Origin of the sequence: Candidatus Thiodiazotropha endoloripes, assembly GCF_001708965.1 — a bacterium.
Taxonomy (GTDB): domain Bacteria; phylum Pseudomonadota; class Gammaproteobacteria; order Chromatiales; family Chromatiaceae; genus Thiodiazotropha; species Thiodiazotropha endoloripes.
Genome location: NZ_LVJW01000006.1, coordinates 982,080 through 1,001,300 on the forward strand (window position 1 = coordinate 982,080; position 19,221 = coordinate 1,001,300).

Below are 19,221 nucleotides of genomic sequence, written 5' to 3' on the forward strand. Positions count from 1 at the left end.
ACCAGAACCAGGCATCTTTTAGGGCCTGTTAACTACATAGGGACATTCATCCTGTGGCTAAAACCAAAGCCTTTACCGATCTCTTCATCCAGCGCCCGGTTCTCGCCATCGTGGTCAACTTGCTGATCGTGATTGCCGGCATCCAGGCCTGGAACAGCCTCAATATCCGCCAGTACCCACTGAGCGAAAACTCCACCGTGAACATCTCCACGGTGTATGTGGGGGCCAATGCGGAACTGGTGCGGGGATTCATCACCACGCCCCTGGAGCAGGCAATCGCCTCCGCCGACGGAATCGAGTATATCGACTCGAAGAGTCTGCAGGGCTTCTCCATGATCAACGCCCGGCTGAAGCTCAACTATCCGCCCACCAAGGCACTGGCCGAAATCACTGCGAAGGTGAATCAGGTACGTAACGACCTGCCCACCGAGGCACAGGTGCCGGCGATCTCGATTCAGTCCGCCGACTCCCAGTTCGCCTCCGCCTATCTCAGCTTCGCCTCCGACATCCTCTCCCAGGCGGAGATCACCGACTACCTGATCCGGGTAGTACAACCCAGACTCGCGGCGGTCGCCGGGGTGCAGCGGGCCGAGGTGCTGGGTGCCCGCACCTTCGCCATGCGCATCTGGCTGAAGCCGGACAAGATGGCGGCGCTGCACGTCAGCCCTTCCCAGGTGCGCCAGGCACTGGCCGCCAACAACTTTCTCGCCGCCATCGGCACCACCAAAGGCTCTCTGGTGCAGGTCAACATGACCGCCAACACCGATCTCCATTCGGTGGAGGAGTTCGAACAGCTGATCATCCGCCAGAGTGGCGACAGCATCGTTCGCCTGCAGGATATCGCCGATGTAACCCTGGGAGCGGAGGACTACGACACCTCGGTGCGCTACACCGGTCAGACCGCCGTCTTCATGGGCATCTTCCCGCTGCCCAGCGCCAACACCATCGATGTCATCAAGCTGGTGCGGGTGGAGATCGACGCCATCGCCAAGGATCTGCCCTCCGGGCTGGAAGTGAATATCGGATATGACGCCTCCGAGTACATCGCCAATGCGATCACCGAGGTGACCAAGACCCTGGGAGATACCCTGCTGATCGTGATCGCGGTGATCTTTCTGTTTCTCGGTTCGATCCGGTCGGCCCTGGTGCCGACCATCGCGATACCGGTGTCGCTGATCGGCAGTATCTTTCTGATGCAGATCTTCGGCTTTACCCTCAATCTGCTGACACTGCTGGCCATCGTGCTCTCGGTGGGACTGGTGGTGGACGATGCCATCGTGGTGGTGGAGAACATCGAACGCCATCTTCGTGAAGGCCGCAGCAAACGGGAGGCCGCCCTGCTCGGCGCCCGGGAACTGCTCGGACCGGTGATCGCGATGACCGTCACCCTGGCCGCCGTCTATATGCCGATCGCTCTGCAGGGAGGCTTGACCGGCGCCCTGTTCCGCGAGTTTGCCCTGACCCTGGCGGGGACGGTCACCATCTCAGGTATCGTCGCCCTCACCCTCTCGCCGATGATGTCGGCTCATATGCTGAAGAGCGCCGCCGATGAGGAGAAAGGATTCACCGGCTGGGTCAATCACCACTTCGACCGGCTGCGCGCAGCCTACGGCCGGATGATCGGTCGAACCCTGCAGTCCCGCCCCTACGTCTATGTAATCTGGCTGGTGGTGGCTGCCGCGGCTGTGCCGATGTACATGCAGTCCCCCAAGGAGCTGGCCCCCAGCGAGGATCAGAGCGTGGTGTTCGGCATCATCAACTCCGCCGCCAACGCCACCGCCGATCAGAAGCGCTTCTATGGCGCCGCCGTGGAGAAGGCCTTCCTGGATGTGGAGGAGGCGGATCTCAGTTTTCAGATTCTGTTCGCCCCATCGGTTGGCGCCCAGTTCGATACCGACGGCTTCTCCGGCGTGGTAGTCAAACCCTGGCATGCCCCGAGGGAGCGTACCGTGTTCGAGATCCAGCAGGAGATCCAGGGCAAGCTCGCCTCCATACCCGGCTTCCAGATCTTTGCCACCACCCCACCGGCCCTGCCCGGCGGCAGCAACTTCCCCATCGAGTTCCTGATCACCTCAACGGCGGATGCCAAACAGCTGTTGGAGTTTGCCCAGCAGATCCAGGGCAAGGCGATCGAAAGCGGCATGTTCATGTTTCCCCCGCAGATCGACCTGAAGTATGACCAGCCTCAAGCCCAGGTAGTGCTCGACCGGGATAAGATCGGCGCGCTTGGACTGAACCTCAACCAGGTTGGCCTGGATATGGCGGCGGCACTCGGTGGTGATTATGTCAATCGCTTCAATATTGCCGGGCGCAGCTATAAGGTCATTCCACAGATTGAACGCTCCCAGCGGCTCAATCCGGATCAGCTGACCGAAATCTATGTCAGCGGACCTGAGGGTGAGCTGATCCCGTTGAGTGCGGTTGCACACATCGAAAACACCACGGTGCCCCGTTCACTCAACCGCTTCCAGCAGCTGAATGCGGTGAAGCTCTCCGGCATGACCAACCGCACCCTGGACCAGGGGCTGGCGGTACTCGAAGAGGCGGCCGCCGAGATCCTGCCACCGGGTTACGGTATCGACTACACCGGCGAATCGAGACAGCTGCGCCAGGAGGGCAATAAGTTTCTGCCCGCTTTCGCACTGGCAATTGTGATGATCTTTCTCGCCCTGGCTGTCCAGTTCAACTCCTTCCGCGATCCGGGCATCATCCTGCTGGGCTCGGTTCCCCTGGCAATGTTCGGTGCGCTGCTGTTCACCTTCCTGAAGATGCCCAACCCCAATCTGCCCTTCTGGACCAACGGTTGGACCACCACCCTGAACATCTATGCCCAGGTCGGGCTGGTGACCCTGGTGGGGCTGATCGCCAAAAACGGCATCCTGATCGTCGAATTTGCCAACAAGCTACAGGAGCAGGGATTGAGTAAGATCGATGCGGTACAGGAGGCGGCGATGACCCGATTGCGGCCGATCCTGATGACCACCTTTGCCACAGTGGCTGGCCACTTCCCGCTGATCCTGGTCACCGGCGCCGGTGCGGCAGCAAGAAACTCGATTGGCCTGGTACTGGTCGGCGGCATGGCGGTGGGCACCCTGTTCACCCTGTTTGTGCTGCCCTCAATCTATGTACTGATGGCCAAGGATCACCAGGCAGAGGCGGCAGAGGATGAGCATGAGTCCGCTTCAGACAATTCTGCGAGGGCGCTGGTGACCGAGTAACTCTAGTGATCGATTACACGTTTAGCCTTCTGCCCCATTCGCCTGGGTAGGAGGCTTGGCGAGAAAGGCAGTTCCGGGTAAGGTTGTTTTTTCAAACCCGGAACCTTACCAGCCCTGTTTAGCCGCTGTCTGCCTGTACGATCATGCAGCTTATTCAGCTCAGGTTTCTATGGTTTCCTTGCAGTAACTCTTTGACTAAATCGATTGAATCAGACCATCCAAGGTTTTTTTGAGGGGTTCGATTTGTCTCAAGGATCAGCTCACCGATATCGATGTATTCAAACCCGCCATGATACAGAATTGAACTCTTATACAAGTAGACAAGGTCGTTCATATTACCGATCACACGTTTACTGACTGTTTTTGTAAACTCATACGTTTCATAGCCGCTAAACACTTTATTAATTTGGCCAATATCAAAACCCTCGATGGTTAACAATTGACCGAGACTCTCCAGGAACACTTCTGGAAGTTTTTTAATGCTCCCCTTCTTCACGCCAAACAGAATAAAAGACAGAAGTGTTTTTTCGTTTACAAATATTAGCGTTTTACGTCTATCCACTGTAAACAAGTTGACATACCAGTCACCCAGCAATGTGTTACTTTGCTTAACCTCAGCGAGCTCGCTTTTCTTGATACGGAGCTCTTTTTGGACTTTAGCTGTACACCGAATTTGTAACATGTCGCTTCAATCTAATAGTGTTAAATAAACCCCGAATACTCCATAGTGATAGAAGGAAAGTTGCAGACAATCCATCTTTCAACTTGGAACCAGGTATTTTTTACTCAGTATTCTTATTATTTGGGTGCCCTGGATTATTGTACAACGCCCGGGCTCGCTGGAGAACAAACCTAATCAGTTGTGAAGCGTTTATTATACATTTACTAAACACTGATAACCCATATAGAAACACCATCTACTGAGCTTGCTTGCACACTATTTATTTTGGCGCCAACTTTCGAAACGTATGATGGAATTCCCCCATTCTTTCGATACCGTTTGTAGTTACCATAGTGCCCAGAAAATAATTCATCTATTTCAATACCAAGCTTACCCGAAAAAGAATTTGCCTTCGTGTAGTCGGCTATCAAGACTTTTTTTGAAACGTCCACCATCATTTTCAGTAGGTTACAAGCATCTTTTTCACATAGTTCATGCAAACATAATGTGCTAGTAGCAATGTCACATTTTATATCAGATAGATTTAATGCATTGATACATTCAAAAGTAATATGATTTAGTTGTTTTTCTCGTCTTTTCCCTTCCGCATAGTTAATCATGTCTCTATCAAGGTCGACACCATACCCACTTTGGATTTTTGATGCGGATTGAAAAATCAAATCACCTGTACCACACCCAATTTCAATGACGGATGAACCATGATCCATTAGCGCTAGTAACTCTTTACGTAATGGCGCTAAAACCCGATCTGCCGCCCTGCTTTTTATCCAAACCTTTAGTTTCATCGTATGTCATTTATTGCGCATCTTCGCATTCTGCGACTTGTCTGCTGTATTGAATTGTTAGTGTAATTCACTTTCAGCACCCTCTCACTTTTGTTATTTATGCATTACTCTTCCACCTTTAACTAAGCACGGTGCAATTCCACCAACAGCAATGCTTCCAATGCAGCTTCCAACCTCAAATTTAGAGGCCGTATATTTTTACTCATTGAATAGTATCTATCGAGCATAATCAATGGCACGTTCGCGATGAATAGTGACGTCAAATACACTGAACACAGATCAAAGCCAAATCCATTTTGACTTAAGTTAGCCATGCCACCTCTGTTTTCTTCGTTTTCAATCCTAACGCCCCAATATGGAGATGAATGGAGCGAAACGACTAAGGCACTGCCAGAGGCGCTCATTGATCTATTTGTTTAAATAGATTGCTTTCCCAGCCAAATACTATACCCTGAAGACTCTTCGTTTTGTCATTTATCCTTGATAGCTGACCAAGCGCTCAACCACTGAGGCGGTCAAATGACAAATCCACGTGTACGTTACCAAACCATTGAGTTTGGAAAAATAGATATTCACCTTTGCACGCTTCGGAATAAACAGGAATTCCATGACCCGGAGGGTATCGCTGAAAAGCTAGGCATTTCTTCTGCGGCTTGGCCAATTTTCGGAGTAGTTTGGCCTTCAAGTTTGGTTCTGGCACACCATATCTGCAACTATGATATTGGTTCTAAACGAGTTTTAGAGATTGGGTGCGGTACAGCTCTCAGTAGCTTGCTGCTCAATAAGCAGCACGTGGATATTACAGCAACAGATTATCACCCAGAAGCCGAAACCTTTTTAAATAGAAATTCCGAGCTTAACGGAGACGCCCTTATTCCTTTTGAGAGAACAGGTTGGGCGGATAACAACGATAACCTGGGACGTTTTGATTTAATTATTGGTAGTGATCTATTGTATGAGGATGAGCATATAGGATTACTTTCTAACTTTATTCGAGAACATTCAAATCCAGAATGCGAAGTTATAATTGTAGATCCTGGGCGAGGCAGGAAAAACAAACTTGCAAATAAACTGCTTGAGCTTGGTTATAGATCTTCATTCTCTAAGCCTGAAAATAGTGATTATCTAGACAACGAATTTAAAGGCGATATTTTACAGTTTGTGCGGAGTAGGCAGCCAAGAAAGTAACCGAGCAAAATTAAGGACACCCCAACTTTAGACCCTTTAAACGAATCTGAGTCTCGATGAATCCTTCTTAATCCTGATTTTTAGCATTCTACCTCTTTTCTGTTGGATTAAGGCGTCTACTTTTTTGGGAGCATTTCCACATCCTTGTGAATGCAATGTTATCTGAAAACACTGGCATCGAATACCAGTTTGATCTTACATATTTTTTCACCTTCAACCTCAAAGATTTGTGCCATGCGTGTTTGAATTCCTGCCTTTGAGAATATATACACCAAGCACGCCGAGTTTTGATTTTCGTAAACCTCCTCTAAGACGTAGTGCACATCTATAGGAGGATTTTTTCGTAAAGCATCCAAGTACTCTTTTGCAGATGAGGACTTATGTAACGGACCATCAAAAATTAAGTTGTCCGCCAACAATGGCTCCATATTTTCCAATGGCTCATTACCAAAAAATGATTTCATGTAACTTTTTGCTAATTCTGTTGGCTTAGTCATTTCTTTAATTCACATTGAGCTTACACTCAGAGGCGAGAGTGATACGAGCGTCCTTCTGGTGCGACAGGCCATGCATTACCCAGCCCTCCGTAACCACTTGTAGACTTCTACAAAAAACCTATGCCCAATCATAAGCAACAATCCAATAACAAAACTAATCGATGACAGCTTTAAAGCAGTAATAATTGATGTTGATTCCATGCCATATTCAAGTTCATTGTATTTACCCATAACGAAATACAATGTCGGAAGTTGTGAAAACGCCATATACACACCAATTAGGAATGTTCCTGCTGCCACAATACTTACATCATTAATCAATTTAACTTCTGTACTTTTATTATTAATAACAAACTTTGAAATGGGTACTGATAACAACCAAATAACAATACCACTCAATAATGGCATCGCTATACTAAGAAGCTGGAGAGTTGACAGCTCTTCTTTAAAGTTTGAATTAACTATCGGTAACGCAATACCCATACCTGCAATGGCATTGATGCCAATAACGATCTGGTATATTGAAATAATTCGTAGTCCAATTATTGCAATACTATTCATACTTCCCTTCTATGCATAACATGTATTCAAAGGCATATTGCCTTACATCAAGACTAATCACCCATTTCAAAGTGACGCCTTACCGCTATCCTGCAATTAATAGTGGATTGCAGGCCATCTTCACCGCGTTAAACGGAATAGTTGCCATCTATCTACGATCTACAGGAGGGAAAGCCGGTCTGCGCCAACCTCCTTGTCTGCCTATTTTTTATACCAATAATCACCATTTTTCCAGGTTTACGGCCTTTCATGTGATAGAGGGACTATTTTAACCTGGTCAATTCGTGCAACTTGCCTGCTATCCTGATTGGCGCCAACAAGCCTTAGCTAACGAACTAAATTACCAACCCATTCATCCGAAAAAAGCATACCAAACAATAGAGACTGACCTCTTTACTCGAATTTATCGCTCAACTGTTCTCAATGAAACATATTGGAAGGCTGTTTCGAGGTTCCGGTGTTGTGTAAAGTAGGAAGGTGATTGTTTGCTTATAGCAATCCCTTAGCGGATTTTAGTAAATCACTATTTACATACTCTCGTTACAAAAGTTATCCGTAGTCAATGTCTTCAATTCTAACCCTATTCGGATCCAGCTTTCTCGCCTCCACACTTCTACCTGGCGGCTCGGAAGCCTTACTGATCTGGTATCTCCAACAAGACGTTCATCCACCACAACTGCTCTGGCTTACGGCCACGCTGGGCAATACCCTGGGTGGTCTGAGCAGCTGGTTGATCGGCTGGTGGCTGGCGAAGCGCTTTCCAGAAAAGGGGCTGAAGGATCAGCACCAACGTCAGGCGCTGGAACGGATCGGCCGCTACGGCAGCCCGGTGCTGCTCTTCTCCTGGCTGCCGATCGTTGGAGATCCACTCTGCCTGGCTGCCGGCTGGGCAGGCGTCAGATTCAGCCTGGCCACAGTGCTTATCGGATCAGGCAAGGGGTTACGCTACGCCGTAGTTATCTGGCTTTCAGGGGCAGCTCTGTAATCGCTGATAAATCAGAATTACGTGCGCTAAAGAGAAGGGCTCAATAGGTGTTTAGCTTTCGTAACCAGATGTAACGCTTCGCGTCCACCCTCTCCCCAACCCCTCTCCCATAAAGGGAGAGGGGCTTTTGAAGTTACTGTTTGGGGGTTTGAAATCCTGCGGAAAACCGGCGCTCATTCACGACAATAGAGTACTTAACTACTTGCGCCAGAAGGCCGGGGTCAGCAGCACCAGCAGGGTGAAGATCTCCAGGCGTCCGAGCAGCATGGCAAAGCAGAGTATCCATTTCGCCGGGTCGTTGAGATTATCGTAGTGGGCTCCGACATCGCCCAACCCGGGGCCGAGGTTGTTGATACTCGCAGCTACCGCTGAAAAGGAGGTCATCAGGTCCAGACCGGTTGAGGCCAGTGCCAGATACATTACCCCGAAGCTGGCCACATAGAGGGCGAAGAAGCCCCACACCGCATCGACGATGCGCCAGGGTATGGTCTTGCCGCCAACCCGGATCGGAATCACCGCGTTGGGGTGGATCAAACGATTGATCTCCCGCAGCCCCTGTTTGACCAGCAGCAGAAAGCGAATCACTTTGATGCCACCGCCGGTAGAGCCGGCACAGCCGCCGATGAAGCTGGCGAAGAGCAACAGGATCGAGATAAACCCCGGCCAGAGTGAGTAGTCAGCGGTGGTGAAACCGGTTGTGGTGCCGATGGAGACCGCCTGGAAGATGCCACGGGTGATCGATTCGCTCCAGGTGCCGTAGACCCCCATCAGGAAGAGAGCGACTGAGACCAGAATGATGACGATGGTCAGGGTGGTGATATAGCCGCGAAACTCCGAATCCTCGAAGTAGGTTCTCAGCGAGCGGCGGCGGAAGGCGAGAAAATGCAGCGCAAAGTTGACTCCGGAGAGGAGCATGAAGACCACCGCGATCATCTCGATCAGGGTGCTGTCGTAGTAACCGATGCTCTCATCGTGGGTGGAAAAACCGCCGATCGCCACCGTTGAGAAGGCGTGCCCCAGAGCATCGAACGGCTCCATACCGGCCAGCCAGTAGGCGAGCATGCAGCTCAGGGTCAGACCCAGATAGATAAACCAGAGCGCCTTGGCTGTCTCGGTGATCCTCGGGGTCAGCTTGTTGTCCTTCACCGGCCCCGGGGTTTCGGCACGGTAGAGCTGCATACCACCGATACCGAGCATCGGCAGTACCGCGACGGCCAGGACGATGATACCCATGCCACCCAGCCACTGCAGTTGCTGACGATAGTAGAGGATCGACATCGGCAGTTCATCGATACCGACGATCACCGTCGCTCCGGTGGTGGTCAGCCCGGATACCGACTCGAACACCGCATTGGTGAGATTCATGTTGAAGCTCTCGGCAAACATGAACGGCAGGGAACCGGTCAGGCCGAGCACCACCCAGAACATTACCACCACCAGAAAGCCATCCCGCACCCTGAGATCCTGATGCCGATTGCGCACCGGCGCCCAGAATGCCACCCCGAGACCCAGGGTCACGATGAAGGCATCGGTAAAACCGATCAGCGCACCGTCATCCGCCCAGACAGAGATTGCCAGGGGCGGCAGCATGGTGAGGCTGAAGACCATCAGCAACACACCCAATATTCGCTGTACCACAAACAGATGCATCTTTCAGACAGGCCCTTATAGAAAGGTCACACCGACCTGGAAAAGTTTTTCCACTTCCCGGATCTTACGCTTGTCCACCAGGAACAGGATCACGTGATCACCACTCTCGATCATGGTGTCATGGTGGGCGATCAAGACCTCTTCGCCTCGCACCACCGCACCGATGGTTGAGCCCTTGGGCAGTTTGATCTCCTCAATCACCCGGCCAACCACCTTGGATGAGCTGCGGTCCCCATGGGCAACCGCCTCGATCGCTTCAGCCGCGCCACGCCTCAGTGAGTGAACCTGGGCCACATCACCCCGCCGCACATGAGTCAGCAGGGTACCGATGGTGGCCTGTTGCGGAGAGATGGCGATATCGATGATCCCACTCTGCACCAGATCCACATAGGAGGGGCGGTTGATCAGCGCCATCACCCGCGCTGCGCCGAGACGCTTGGCAAGCATCGCCGAAAGTATGTTGGCTTCATCATCATTGGTGACGGCACAGAACACATCGGTGTTCTCGATGTTCTCCTCCAGCAGCAGGTCTTCATCCGCCGCATCCCCATGCAGCACAATGGTCATATCGAGACGCTCTGCAATCTCCCGCGCCCGGGACTGATTGTTTTCGATCAGTTTGATCCGGTATTTATGCTCCAGTGAGGAGGCCAGTCGTCGGCCGATATTACCGCCGCCGGCCAGAATCAGTCTTTTATAGGGCTTTTCCAGTTTCTGCAGTTCACTCATCACCGAGCGGATATTCTCCGCTGCAGCAATGAAGAAAACCTCATCCTCCGCCTTGATCTCCGTATCCCCCTGGGGCTGGATCACCTCACCCTCCCGATAGATAGCCGCCACTCGGGCGTCCACATTGGGCATATGGTGATAGAGGGTGGAGAGCTCATTGCCCACCAAGGGACCTCCGTAGTAAGCCTTGATGCCTACCAGCCGCACCCGCCCATCGGCAAAATCAAGCACCTGCAGAGCACCGGGGTACTCGATCAGCTTGAGGATGTAGTCGGTCACCAACTGCTCAGGACTGATCAACACATCGACTGGAAATGCCGGTTTCTCGAACAGTTTCGGGTAGTCGAGATAGCCCTGGGCACGAACCCGGGCGATCTTGGTGGGGGTATGAAACACCGTATAGGCCACTTGGCAGGCCACCATATTGGTCTCATCACTGTTGGTGACCGCCAATATCATATCCGCATCTTCCGCCCCGGCACGGCGCAGCACATCCGGATGACCGGCATGTCCTCTGACGGTGCCCAGATCGAGACGGTTTTGCAGTTCAGTCAGCAGGTCCAGGTTCTGGTCAACCACCGTGATGTCATTGGCTTCGCTGACCAATGCATTGGCAACCGAGCGTCCAACCTGACCGGCACCGAGAATAATTATTTTCATCGTTTCATCGGGTGTTGTTGAAAAAGGCCCGCAATTTATCGATCACATTCTCTCCGGCTACCTTAGTCGACTGGAGCAATCGGCTGCAAACCCGCAACCGATCCTTTCTGCCGGATACATACGCATGAAATATAGCATTCATAAAAGGGACACTAATATGACACTGTTTCGCAATGCCTGCTACCTAGAATGGCGCGGCTTACAAGTATTACGCCTTAATGGGGAGCATATTCTATGTTGCAAAAGAAATCATTTCGTCTGTTAGCTTTGCCGGCATCCATCACGGCAGCTATTTTATGTTCATCTCTGCTACTTACCGGCTGTGACGGTGATGATGGCGACGACGGTGTCGATGGTCAAAACGGTGTTGACGGTACCAACGGTACCGATGGCGCTGACGGTATTACCAACTATGTTCCCCTGGGTCTGAAGCGCCTGGCGACCGCTCCACTGGATGCGGAGTTCACCGGCCTCTACCTGAACAGTGACAACACCCTGTTCCTGAACGTTCAGCATCCCAGCAGCAGCAACACCACCACCGACGCGGCTGGTAAAGTCTTCGACAAAGGCACCGTGGGTGTCATCGTCGGCCAGGATTTCTCTGCTCTGCCTGAGAACTTCGGCGCACTCGACCTGCCGGTCACCACTGCCCAGAAAGAGGTGGTCATGACCGCTGTCGGCTCTTACCAGGTACTCGCACAACAGGGCGACAGTCTGGATGATGGCCTGGCAATGGGCGACATCATGACCGCTGATGGCGCCACCCAGATCAAGAGTTCCAACGACCCTGACTTCAACGGCGTTGTCTCCGACGGTAATGGCGGCTTCTACGTCTACACCAACTGGGAAGATCGTCCCGGCAGCATGAGCCGCATTCAGGTGAGCGGCCTGACCGATAGCGGTTACGGCAGCATCACCCAGGAAGGCATGATCGATTTCTCCGGCGTCGGCGGTACCTGGGTCAACTGTTTCGGTACTGTGAGCCCCTGGAATACCCCAATGTCTGCCGAAGAGCTCTACTTCGATGACACCTCAGACTGGTTCAATCCTGATTACGAGTACTTCAGCAATCCACAATCTCTGGCCACCTATCTGGGATATCCCACAGATGGCAGCGGTGACTGGCCGAACCCATACCGCTACGGCTACATCGTCGAGATCGGTAATGCTGCCGATGCAGCGGTTGCCAACGTCACCGTCAACAAACTGGAGACCATGGGTCGTTTCTCACATGAGAACTCGGTTGTCATGCCTGACGACAAAACTGTCTTCCTCAGCGACGACGGTACCGGCGTTGTATTCTTCAAGTTTGTCGCCGATGTGGCGGGTGACATGAGCGCAGGCACCCTGTATGCCGCACAGATCACTCAGGCTGCCGGCGTGGACGATCCTGCCGAAGCAGCACTCGGCATCGAGTGGATCGAGCTGGCCAGCATGGGCGAAGCGGAGATCGAAGCGGCTATCGCCTCCTTCGACGGCACTTTCGCTGATGGCAACTACATCACCGATGAGCAGGTCTGTGACTGGGCCGAGTCCAAATCGGGTGCCGACCTGAGCTGTGATGAGGACGTCACTGTCGACGCCAACCCCTTCAGCGATGACCGTGTCGCCTACCTGGAGAGCCGTAAAGCGGCAGTTGCCCTGGGTGCTACCGGTGAGTTCCGCAAGATGGAAGGTGTCAACATCAACTACAACCTGGCCTCAACCTGGTGGAACGGCGGCGCAGCTGACGGCGACCAGGCCTACATGTATATGGCCATGTCCAGCTTTGACGCGACCATGAGCGATGACGAAGGCGCCATTCAGCTGAACGGCGACAACGGCAAGTGTGGTGTCGTCTACCGTATGAAGCTGATGCGCAACGCAGCTGGTGAGGTTGACGTGATGACCATGGTACCGGCGATTGTTGGTGGCCCTTACTACGCTGACCGCTCGGTCAACGAGTGTAACGTCAACAACATCTCCAACCCTGACAACCTGCTGATCATGGACGATGGTCGAGTACTGATCGGTGAGGATACCGGCAACCACGAGAACAACGTGGTCTGGGTATTCGATGATCCTGCCATCTAATCATCTGACTTAGATTGCACAATCTAGGATCTGGGGGATGGCATCAGCCATCCCCCTTTTTGCGTTTAGGAGGTCATAAATGAAAGCTGTTTTTTCAATTATTCCTTTAGTGACGTTGGCATCCCTCATCGGTTGCGGTGGCTCTGACAACCAGAGTGAAAACCAAAGCCAGTCACTGGTCTTTCCATCTGAGTATGAGAAATCCCCATCGGGAATCCTACACCCGGAGGAGACCGGGCTGGTCTATAACCAGGAGGCGATCGTCCCTCCCCAGTGCTATACCAAACACGAAGCCACCCATAATCCCTGTATGACCTGCCATCAGTCCTACACATTCGGCAGCCGACCCAACTACATGGATGACGCCGCGCTGCAGGCGGAATACTCGTTCTCTGAGATCGGTGTGACCAACCACTGGCAGAACCTGTTCGAAGACCGCTCGGAAGCGGTTGCTCAGATCAGTGACCAGGAGGTCATCGACTATATCTATACCGACAACTACACCACCCTGATCGAACAGCTGCAGAGCGAATCCTGGAATGGACCTGTACCGGCCATTGAAAACCTCCACCTGGGGGCTGGCGCGTTCGATCAGCAGGGATTCGCCCTGGACGGCAGCCACTGGGTGGCCTTCAACTACAAACCCCTGCCAAGCACATTCTGGCCCACCAACGGCTCCACCGATGACGTGATGATCCGGCTCCCCGCGGAGTTCCGCGAGCAGAGCTGTAACGGCAGCGGTTACTCCCGGGATACCTACATCGCTAATCTCGCCATCGTTGAAGCGGCGATACAGGATCTGCAGCAGATCTCCCTGCCGCCGGTGGATGAAAACAGCTTCTGTAAGGACCTCAACGGTGACGGACAGCTTGGTGTCGTTGAAGAGATAGAGCGCCCCGATTTCTATGTGGGCAACGCCTCGGGAATCAGCGTGACACCCATGCTCTACCCGGAGAATACCGAGTTTCTGCATACCGTGCGTTATGTGGGTCTGACTGAAGATATGTCGATCAACATTCCGGCACGCATGAAAGAGGTACGCTATATGCGCAAGCATACCTTCTACTCGGCACCGGCCCTGCTCTCTCAGTACGGCAATGAGAAACAGGAGAAACTCGATGGTAATCTGCCCAACTTCGTCTCCCGGGGCGACGACGGCCTGGACAACGGTTTCGGCTGGCAGGTGTTAGGCTTCATCGAGGCAGCCGATGGCCATCTGCGTAAACAGAGCGAGGAGGAGACTCTGTTCTGCATGGGTTGTCACACCAGCATCGGCACTACCATCGACCAGACCTTCGCCTTCCCCCGCAAGGTTACCGGAGCGGCAGGCTGGGGATATATCGATCTGCAGGGAATGCAGGATGCGCCGAATGTGGGCGGCACGGAAGGGGAGATCCTCAACTACCTGAAGATCGCCGGAGGCGGTAATGAGTTCCGGGAGAACCCGGAGATCATCGAAAAGTGGTTCAATGAGGATGGCAGTGTCAACGAAGAGAAGGTCTCGACGGCCGACGTCTATGAACTGATCACCCCCAGTGCAGAGCGCGCCCTGACCCTCAACAAGGCCTACATGGCGATCGTGAAGGATCAGGACTTCATTCACGGCCGTGACGCCAATGTCACACCAGCATTGAATGTCTATCGGGAGGTGGATCCAGAAACCGCCCCGGTGCTGCCGGAAGATCGTCAATACAGCTGGGATATGCGCCTGGCCTGGTAAGCGCCACCAACTCATCAAACCAGGGTGCGGCATAACCGCACCCTGAACCACCATCTCCCCTGGGAAGTGACCAAGATCGGCTATCGCCGGGATAAATATCTACGCACATTCCAGCAGAGGTTCATCCATATATTCCAGCAATTCGCAGCGAAGATGGAAACCGGACGATCATGACGCTGGCTGGCACCAGCCACAAAGACTCTGCAACCCATGTCTGGCAGTAATCGTTTTCTGAACCCTAGCTTGTCTTTGGTTATTTTTTTCAAATAGCAGACACTCTGGATCTGATTCATTTCATACCTGAGCTGAATGCAGCTGCTAGAATCTACTAGATAAAACAGGGATATTTGCTTGGTATTTATGCCGCACAATTTTTTGCTCAAACCCTTGCTGGATGCGGCTTTTACCATAAAAAACTCTTATCGGCTGTGATTAAAGAAGTTGTCTATATAAGCCGATAATCTGTTTACAGCTCAGGAGGTTTAGCCACTTTTTATCATAGGAACAACTGATACTGGCTTCTATCGAGCCATCAGAATCTAGCCACATCGGATATTGTGGCGGCGCACAGGAGTCATCATCTCTATGCCCCATGATATCTCTCAGCATAGCAATGACATTCGGGTCCTATTGGTGGATGATGACCCGGACAGTGCCGAGGAGATGAAGGACCTGCTTCAACGAATGGATGCCCAACAGAAGATCGAGCACAATAGAGTCGAGCTACTCGCTGATGCCCTGCATGAAATCAGTCAGACCCATTACGATCTGATCCTGCTCGACACTGGCCTGGCCGATATGCCCACACCCTCAGCCATTCGCTCCCTGCGTGATGCCTTCTCCTACGCGCCGATCATTGCCACCATGAAATATGAAGATCCCGAGCTGGCTGCCATGTGGGTTGGCGAGGGTGCTGACGAGTGTCTGTTTGTAGGGGAGATGGATGAAGCTTCGCTAAAGCGGATGGTGGAATACGCGATCAAGCGATACCACACCTACAGCAATCTGCATCAACAGAGCCGCACCCATCATGTACTCAATACCCTGCTGAGCCTTTCACTCAAGGAGATGCCTTTTGACCAGCTGCTGAAGGCGTGCCTTGATGTGATTCTCTCCGCGCCACTCACCGATATGCTGCATCAAGGAGCCATCCTGGTCAGCAACAGCGACAACAAGCAACTCTGGATGATGGCCCACACCAATCTCGACCCGGAACTCGTCGAGCTCTGTCGACGTGTCGAATTTGGTCAATGCCTTTGCGGCCGTGCCGCCGAGACAGGCGAGATTCAGTTCACCGACTGTATCGACGAGCGTCATGAAAACAGGACCGAGGGCATGTCCCCCCATGGTCACTATGTTGTGCCTATCCTCTCCCGGGGCGATGTATTGGGTGTACTGACGCTCTATCTGAGAGAGGGACATCTACAGAAAGAGGATGAAATCGTTTTCCTGCAAGGCGTTGCCGATACACTGGCCGGTATCATCGAACGCGCCCGAACCAATGATCAGCTGGCATTGGCCCACCAACAGAACAGCCGCTTGCTCTCGTCCCTGACCTCCATCCTTATCGGTGTTGATGAGCAGCAGTGTATCAGTCACTGGAACGACAAGGCAGCAGCGGTCTTTGAGCTGACCGCAGAGCAGGTGCAAGGTAAACCGATCGCTGAGTGTCCGATCGACTGGAACTGGGAACAGATCTCAAACGAGATCGAGACCAACCTGAGCAACTCAATGAAATCGGAGCGTTTTGATTCGCGCTTCAAACAGCAGAACGGCTCCAACCGCTTGCTATCCATCTGTGTCACACCCTACAACGACAGCATTGGTCACAGCGACGGCTATCTCTTGATTGCAGATGATGTCACCGAGCAGAAGCAGTTGGAATCGGAGATACAGCAGGCGCAAAAACTGCAGTCCATCGGCCAGCTGGCGGCAGGTATAGCGCACGAAATCAATACCCCCATTCAGTATGTCGGTGACAATGTCCGTTTTCTGCGCGATGCGTTTGAGGAGATCTCCGAGATCATCGACAGTCAACACGATCTGGTCGAACGGGCTCGCACCAACAACATCGCCGTTGAGCAGATCGATCAGTTGGACGAGCAGATCGATGAAGTGGATCTGGAGTACCTGCAGGAGGAGATTCCCAAATCGATCCAACAGACACTCGATGGTGTCGATCGGGTTGCCACCATCGTCCGGGCCATGAAGGAGTTTTCCCACCCCGGTTCGGACGAGAAGACTCTCACCGACATCAACAAAGCGATCGAAAGTACGCTTACCGTCGCGCGAAATGTCTGGAAATACCATGCGGAAGTATCCCTCGACCTGCAACCGGCACTGCCACAGGTCCCATGCATTCCCGGTCCTGTGAATGAGGTACTGCTGAACATCATTGTCAATGCCGCCCACGCGATTGCGGAGAAGGTTGGGGAGAGCGGTGAACTGGGCAATATCGCTATCGCCACCGAATCGACCAATGACTGGTGTGTCATACGCATCAGCGACAGCGGTTCAGGCATCCCCGAAGATGCACGCCATCATGTTTTTGACCCATTCTTCACCACCAAAGAGGTCGGCAAGGGAACGGGCCAGGGTCTGTCACTGAGTCACAAGATTATCGTCGATCAACACGATGGGGAATTGAGTTTCGAAACGGAACTCGGTGTAGGCACCACCTTCATCATCAAGCTTCCGATCACAGGAGAGATCAATTGAACCAATCAGAGGAAAAGAAACGAATTCTGTTCGTAGACGATGAAGGTAACATTCTCTCCGGTCTAAGACGCAGTCTGCGGGCCTATCGAAAACAGTGGGATATGTTGTTTGTCGACAGTGGTCAGGAGGCGTTGAGCAAAGCCGAAGAGACCCATATCGATGCGGTGATTACCGACATGCGGATGCCGGGCATGGATGGGGCACAGTTGTTGGATCGCATTGCGCAGCGTCACCCCCATGTTGTGCGCATCGTGCTCTCCGGTCAATCTGATCAGGAAACGGTCATGAAAACGGTGGGGCCAGCTCATCAATATCTGAACAAACCCTGCGAGGTGGATGTACTCAAGGCCACCCTGGTACGCGCCTTCTCATTACGCGACCTGCTGGGTAAGAGTGAATTGAATTCACTGATCTCAGGAATGCGTGCACTACCCAGTCTGCCGACCATCTACAACGAACTGGTGAGCCTGATCCAGGATCCCAACACAGCTGTCGCTGACATCGGCAGGCTGATCGCCAAAGATCCGGCAATGACGGTAAAAACCCTGCAACTGGTCAACTCAGCCTTTTTCGGACTTGGCCGGCACATCTCCAATCCGGTCGATGCAGCCTCTCTGCTCGGGATGGAGATTCTCAAGCCCCTGGTACTCTCCATCGGCATCTTCCAGCAGTTTGATCAGGATAATTTGTCGACCAAAGAGTTCTCCCTCGATTCACTCTGGGCTCACAGCATGAAAGTCGGCTCACTCGCCAAACAGATCGCCAACCGGCAGGGTATGGAGAAAACCCTCATTGAGGATTGTCTGCTGTCTGGAATGTTGCACGATATCGGTAAACTGATACTGGCGCTCAACCTGCCTGAGGAGTACAGCCGAATGGAACTACTCCTGACAGATCAACAGCAATCCCGCAGCAGTGCTGAAGCTGAAATCTTCGGCGCAACCCACGGCACAGTTGGCGCCTATCTGCTGGGGCTGTGGGGATTGCCTGAATCGGTGGTCGAAGCCGTGGCACTGCACAACCAGCCTTCACTGCAAGCTGAGGCGACATTCAGCCCTCTGACCATTGTGCATGTTGCCAATGGAGTGATTCACCAGCATGGCGCAGAGACGCCGGAAACCTCACCGATGGACAGGGATTACCTGCAGACACTCGGCATGCTGGATCAGCTTGATCAATGGCAATCGCTTACCGATGGCATTGAATCATAGCCTGCCGTTACTTCGATCCAGCAGAAGTATAACCGGGCAGCCGAGTCGAGCCTGACATCCTTTCCTGCTCCAACAATGAGACAAGATGGGGTCTTTTCACGCCCATTCACCTGCTCAATCAATTAATTACAGTTTAATTAATTGATGGCAATTGATCCCATCAGCAGGCAATCTATATGCAGTTTTCAAACCCCCACATCCATAACAGGTCGATAAGGAATAGTGATGATAGTGACGAATATCGAGATTCTCCCGGACAAGCGGATCGTGGAACACCTGGGCCTGGTACAGGGCAGTTCCGTACGTGCCAAGCATGTCGGCCGGGATATCATGGCCGGTCTGAAAAACATCTTCGGTGGTGAACTGAAAGGCTATACGGAACTGCTTCAGGAGTCCCGTGCCGAAGCGATGGAGCGAATGGTCGAACAGGCGGAAGCCGTCGGTGCCAATGCGGTTCTGAATGTGCGATTTTCCACCTCCAGTGTGGCCGCTGGAGCAGCGGAACTGTTTGCCTATGGGACAGCTGTGGTCCTGGAGTAACGCC

The 19,221-nt window shown here is 52.5% G+C and carries 14 protein-coding genes; 8 read left to right on the top strand and 6 right to left on the bottom strand.

Annotation, left to right across the window (positions count from 1 at the left end; translation table 11 throughout):
* Window positions 1-53: 53 nt before the first annotated feature.
* Window positions 54-3,218 (top strand): efflux RND transporter permease subunit, encoded by a 3,165-nt coding sequence (locus A3193_RS15115; protein ID WP_069015205.1) that lies wholly within the window; start codon window positions 54-56, stop codon window positions 3,216-3,218.
* A gap of 154 nt (window positions 3,219-3,372) precedes the next feature.
* Here the strand turns inward: A3193_RS15115 and A3193_RS15120 are convergent, their stop codons facing one another.
* Together A3193_RS15120 and A3193_RS15125 are read right to left on the bottom strand one after the other, a co-directional pair.
* Window positions 3,373-3,900 (bottom strand): DUF6933 domain-containing protein, encoded by a 528-nt coding sequence (locus tag A3193_RS15120; protein ID WP_069003440.1) that lies wholly within the window; start codon window positions 3,898-3,900, stop codon window positions 3,373-3,375.
* Between the two features lie 203 nt (window positions 3,901-4,103).
* Complete coding sequence (locus A3193_RS15125) at window positions 4,104-4,685, bottom strand: class I SAM-dependent methyltransferase (protein ID WP_069015206.1); 582 nt, start codon at window positions 4,683-4,685, stop codon at window positions 4,104-4,106.
* A 519-nt stretch (window positions 4,686-5,204) separates the two neighbouring features.
* Here A3193_RS15125 and A3193_RS15130 point away from each other — a divergent pair.
* Window positions 5,205-5,873, top strand: a complete 669-nt coding sequence (locus A3193_RS15130) for a class I SAM-dependent methyltransferase (RefSeq protein ID WP_069015207.1) — start codon at window positions 5,205-5,207, stop codon at window positions 5,871-5,873.
* A 158-nt stretch (window positions 5,874-6,031) separates the two neighbouring features.
* On the opposite strand, the gene A3193_RS15135 is transcribed toward A3193_RS15130, so the two are convergent.
* Together A3193_RS15135 and A3193_RS15140 are read right to left on the bottom strand one after the other, a co-directional pair.
* Window positions 6,032-6,370 (bottom strand): nuclear transport factor 2 family protein, encoded by a 339-nt coding sequence (locus tag A3193_RS15135; protein WP_069003437.1) that lies wholly within the window; start codon window positions 6,368-6,370, stop codon window positions 6,032-6,034.
* Window positions 6,371-6,445: 75 nt separating this feature from the next.
* Window positions 6,446-6,931 carry a hypothetical protein gene (locus tag A3193_RS15140; RefSeq protein ID WP_069015209.1) on the bottom strand — a complete coding sequence of 162 codons (486 nt, stop codon included), beginning with the start codon at window positions 6,929-6,931 and terminating at the stop codon, window positions 6,446-6,448.
* A gap of 562 nt (window positions 6,932-7,493) precedes the next feature.
* Here A3193_RS15140 and A3193_RS15145 point away from each other — a divergent pair.
* Window positions 7,494-7,916, top strand: a complete 423-nt coding sequence (locus A3193_RS15145) for a YqaA family protein (protein ID WP_069015210.1) — start codon at window positions 7,494-7,496, stop codon at window positions 7,914-7,916.
* Between the two features lie 198 nt (window positions 7,917-8,114).
* Here A3193_RS15145 and A3193_RS15150 read toward each other — a convergent pair whose 3' ends face one another.
* Together A3193_RS15150 and trkA are read right to left on the bottom strand one after the other, a co-directional pair.
* Window positions 8,115-9,566: a TrkH family potassium uptake protein gene (locus A3193_RS15150; RefSeq protein WP_069003434.1), complete on the bottom strand. Its 1,452-nt coding sequence runs from the start codon at window positions 9,564-9,566 to the stop codon at window positions 8,115-8,117.
* 15 nt (window positions 9,567-9,581) lie between these two features.
* Window positions 9,582-10,955: a Trk system potassium transporter TrkA gene (gene trkA, locus A3193_RS15155; RefSeq protein ID WP_069003433.1), complete on the bottom strand. Its 1,374-nt coding sequence runs from the start codon at window positions 10,953-10,955 to the stop codon at window positions 9,582-9,584.
* Between the two features lie 234 nt (window positions 10,956-11,189).
* Here trkA and A3193_RS15160 point away from each other — a divergent pair, with 234 nt between their 5' ends.
* The 5 genes from A3193_RS15160 (at window position 11,190) to A3193_RS15180 (ending at window position 19,217) form a co-directional block, all read left to right on the top strand.
* Entirely contained in the window at window positions 11,190-13,028 is a 1,839-nt protein-coding gene (locus A3193_RS15160) for an alkaline phosphatase PhoX (RefSeq protein ID WP_069003432.1), read from the top strand.
* 79 nt (window positions 13,029-13,107) lie between these two features.
* Complete coding sequence (locus A3193_RS15165) at window positions 13,108-14,748, top strand: hypothetical protein (RefSeq protein ID WP_069015211.1); 1,641 nt, start codon at window positions 13,108-13,110, stop codon at window positions 14,746-14,748.
* Between the two features lie 585 nt (window positions 14,749-15,333).
* A complete protein-coding gene (locus A3193_RS15170) occupies window positions 15,334-17,466 on the top strand; it encodes an ATP-binding protein (RefSeq protein WP_069015212.1) in 2,133 nt (710 codons plus the stop codon).
* Window positions 17,463-18,677: a response regulator gene (locus A3193_RS15175; protein ID WP_069003429.1), complete on the top strand. Its 1,215-nt coding sequence runs from the start codon at window positions 17,463-17,465 to the stop codon at window positions 18,675-18,677. Before A3193_RS15170 ends, A3193_RS15175 begins: the two co-directional genes overlap by 4 nt.
* Before the next feature lie 225 nt (window positions 18,678-18,902).
* Window positions 18,903-19,217, top strand: a complete 315-nt coding sequence (locus A3193_RS15180) for a YbjQ family protein (protein WP_069003428.1) — start codon at window positions 18,903-18,905, stop codon at window positions 19,215-19,217.
* The last annotated feature ends 4 nt before the right edge of the window (window positions 19,218-19,221 follow it).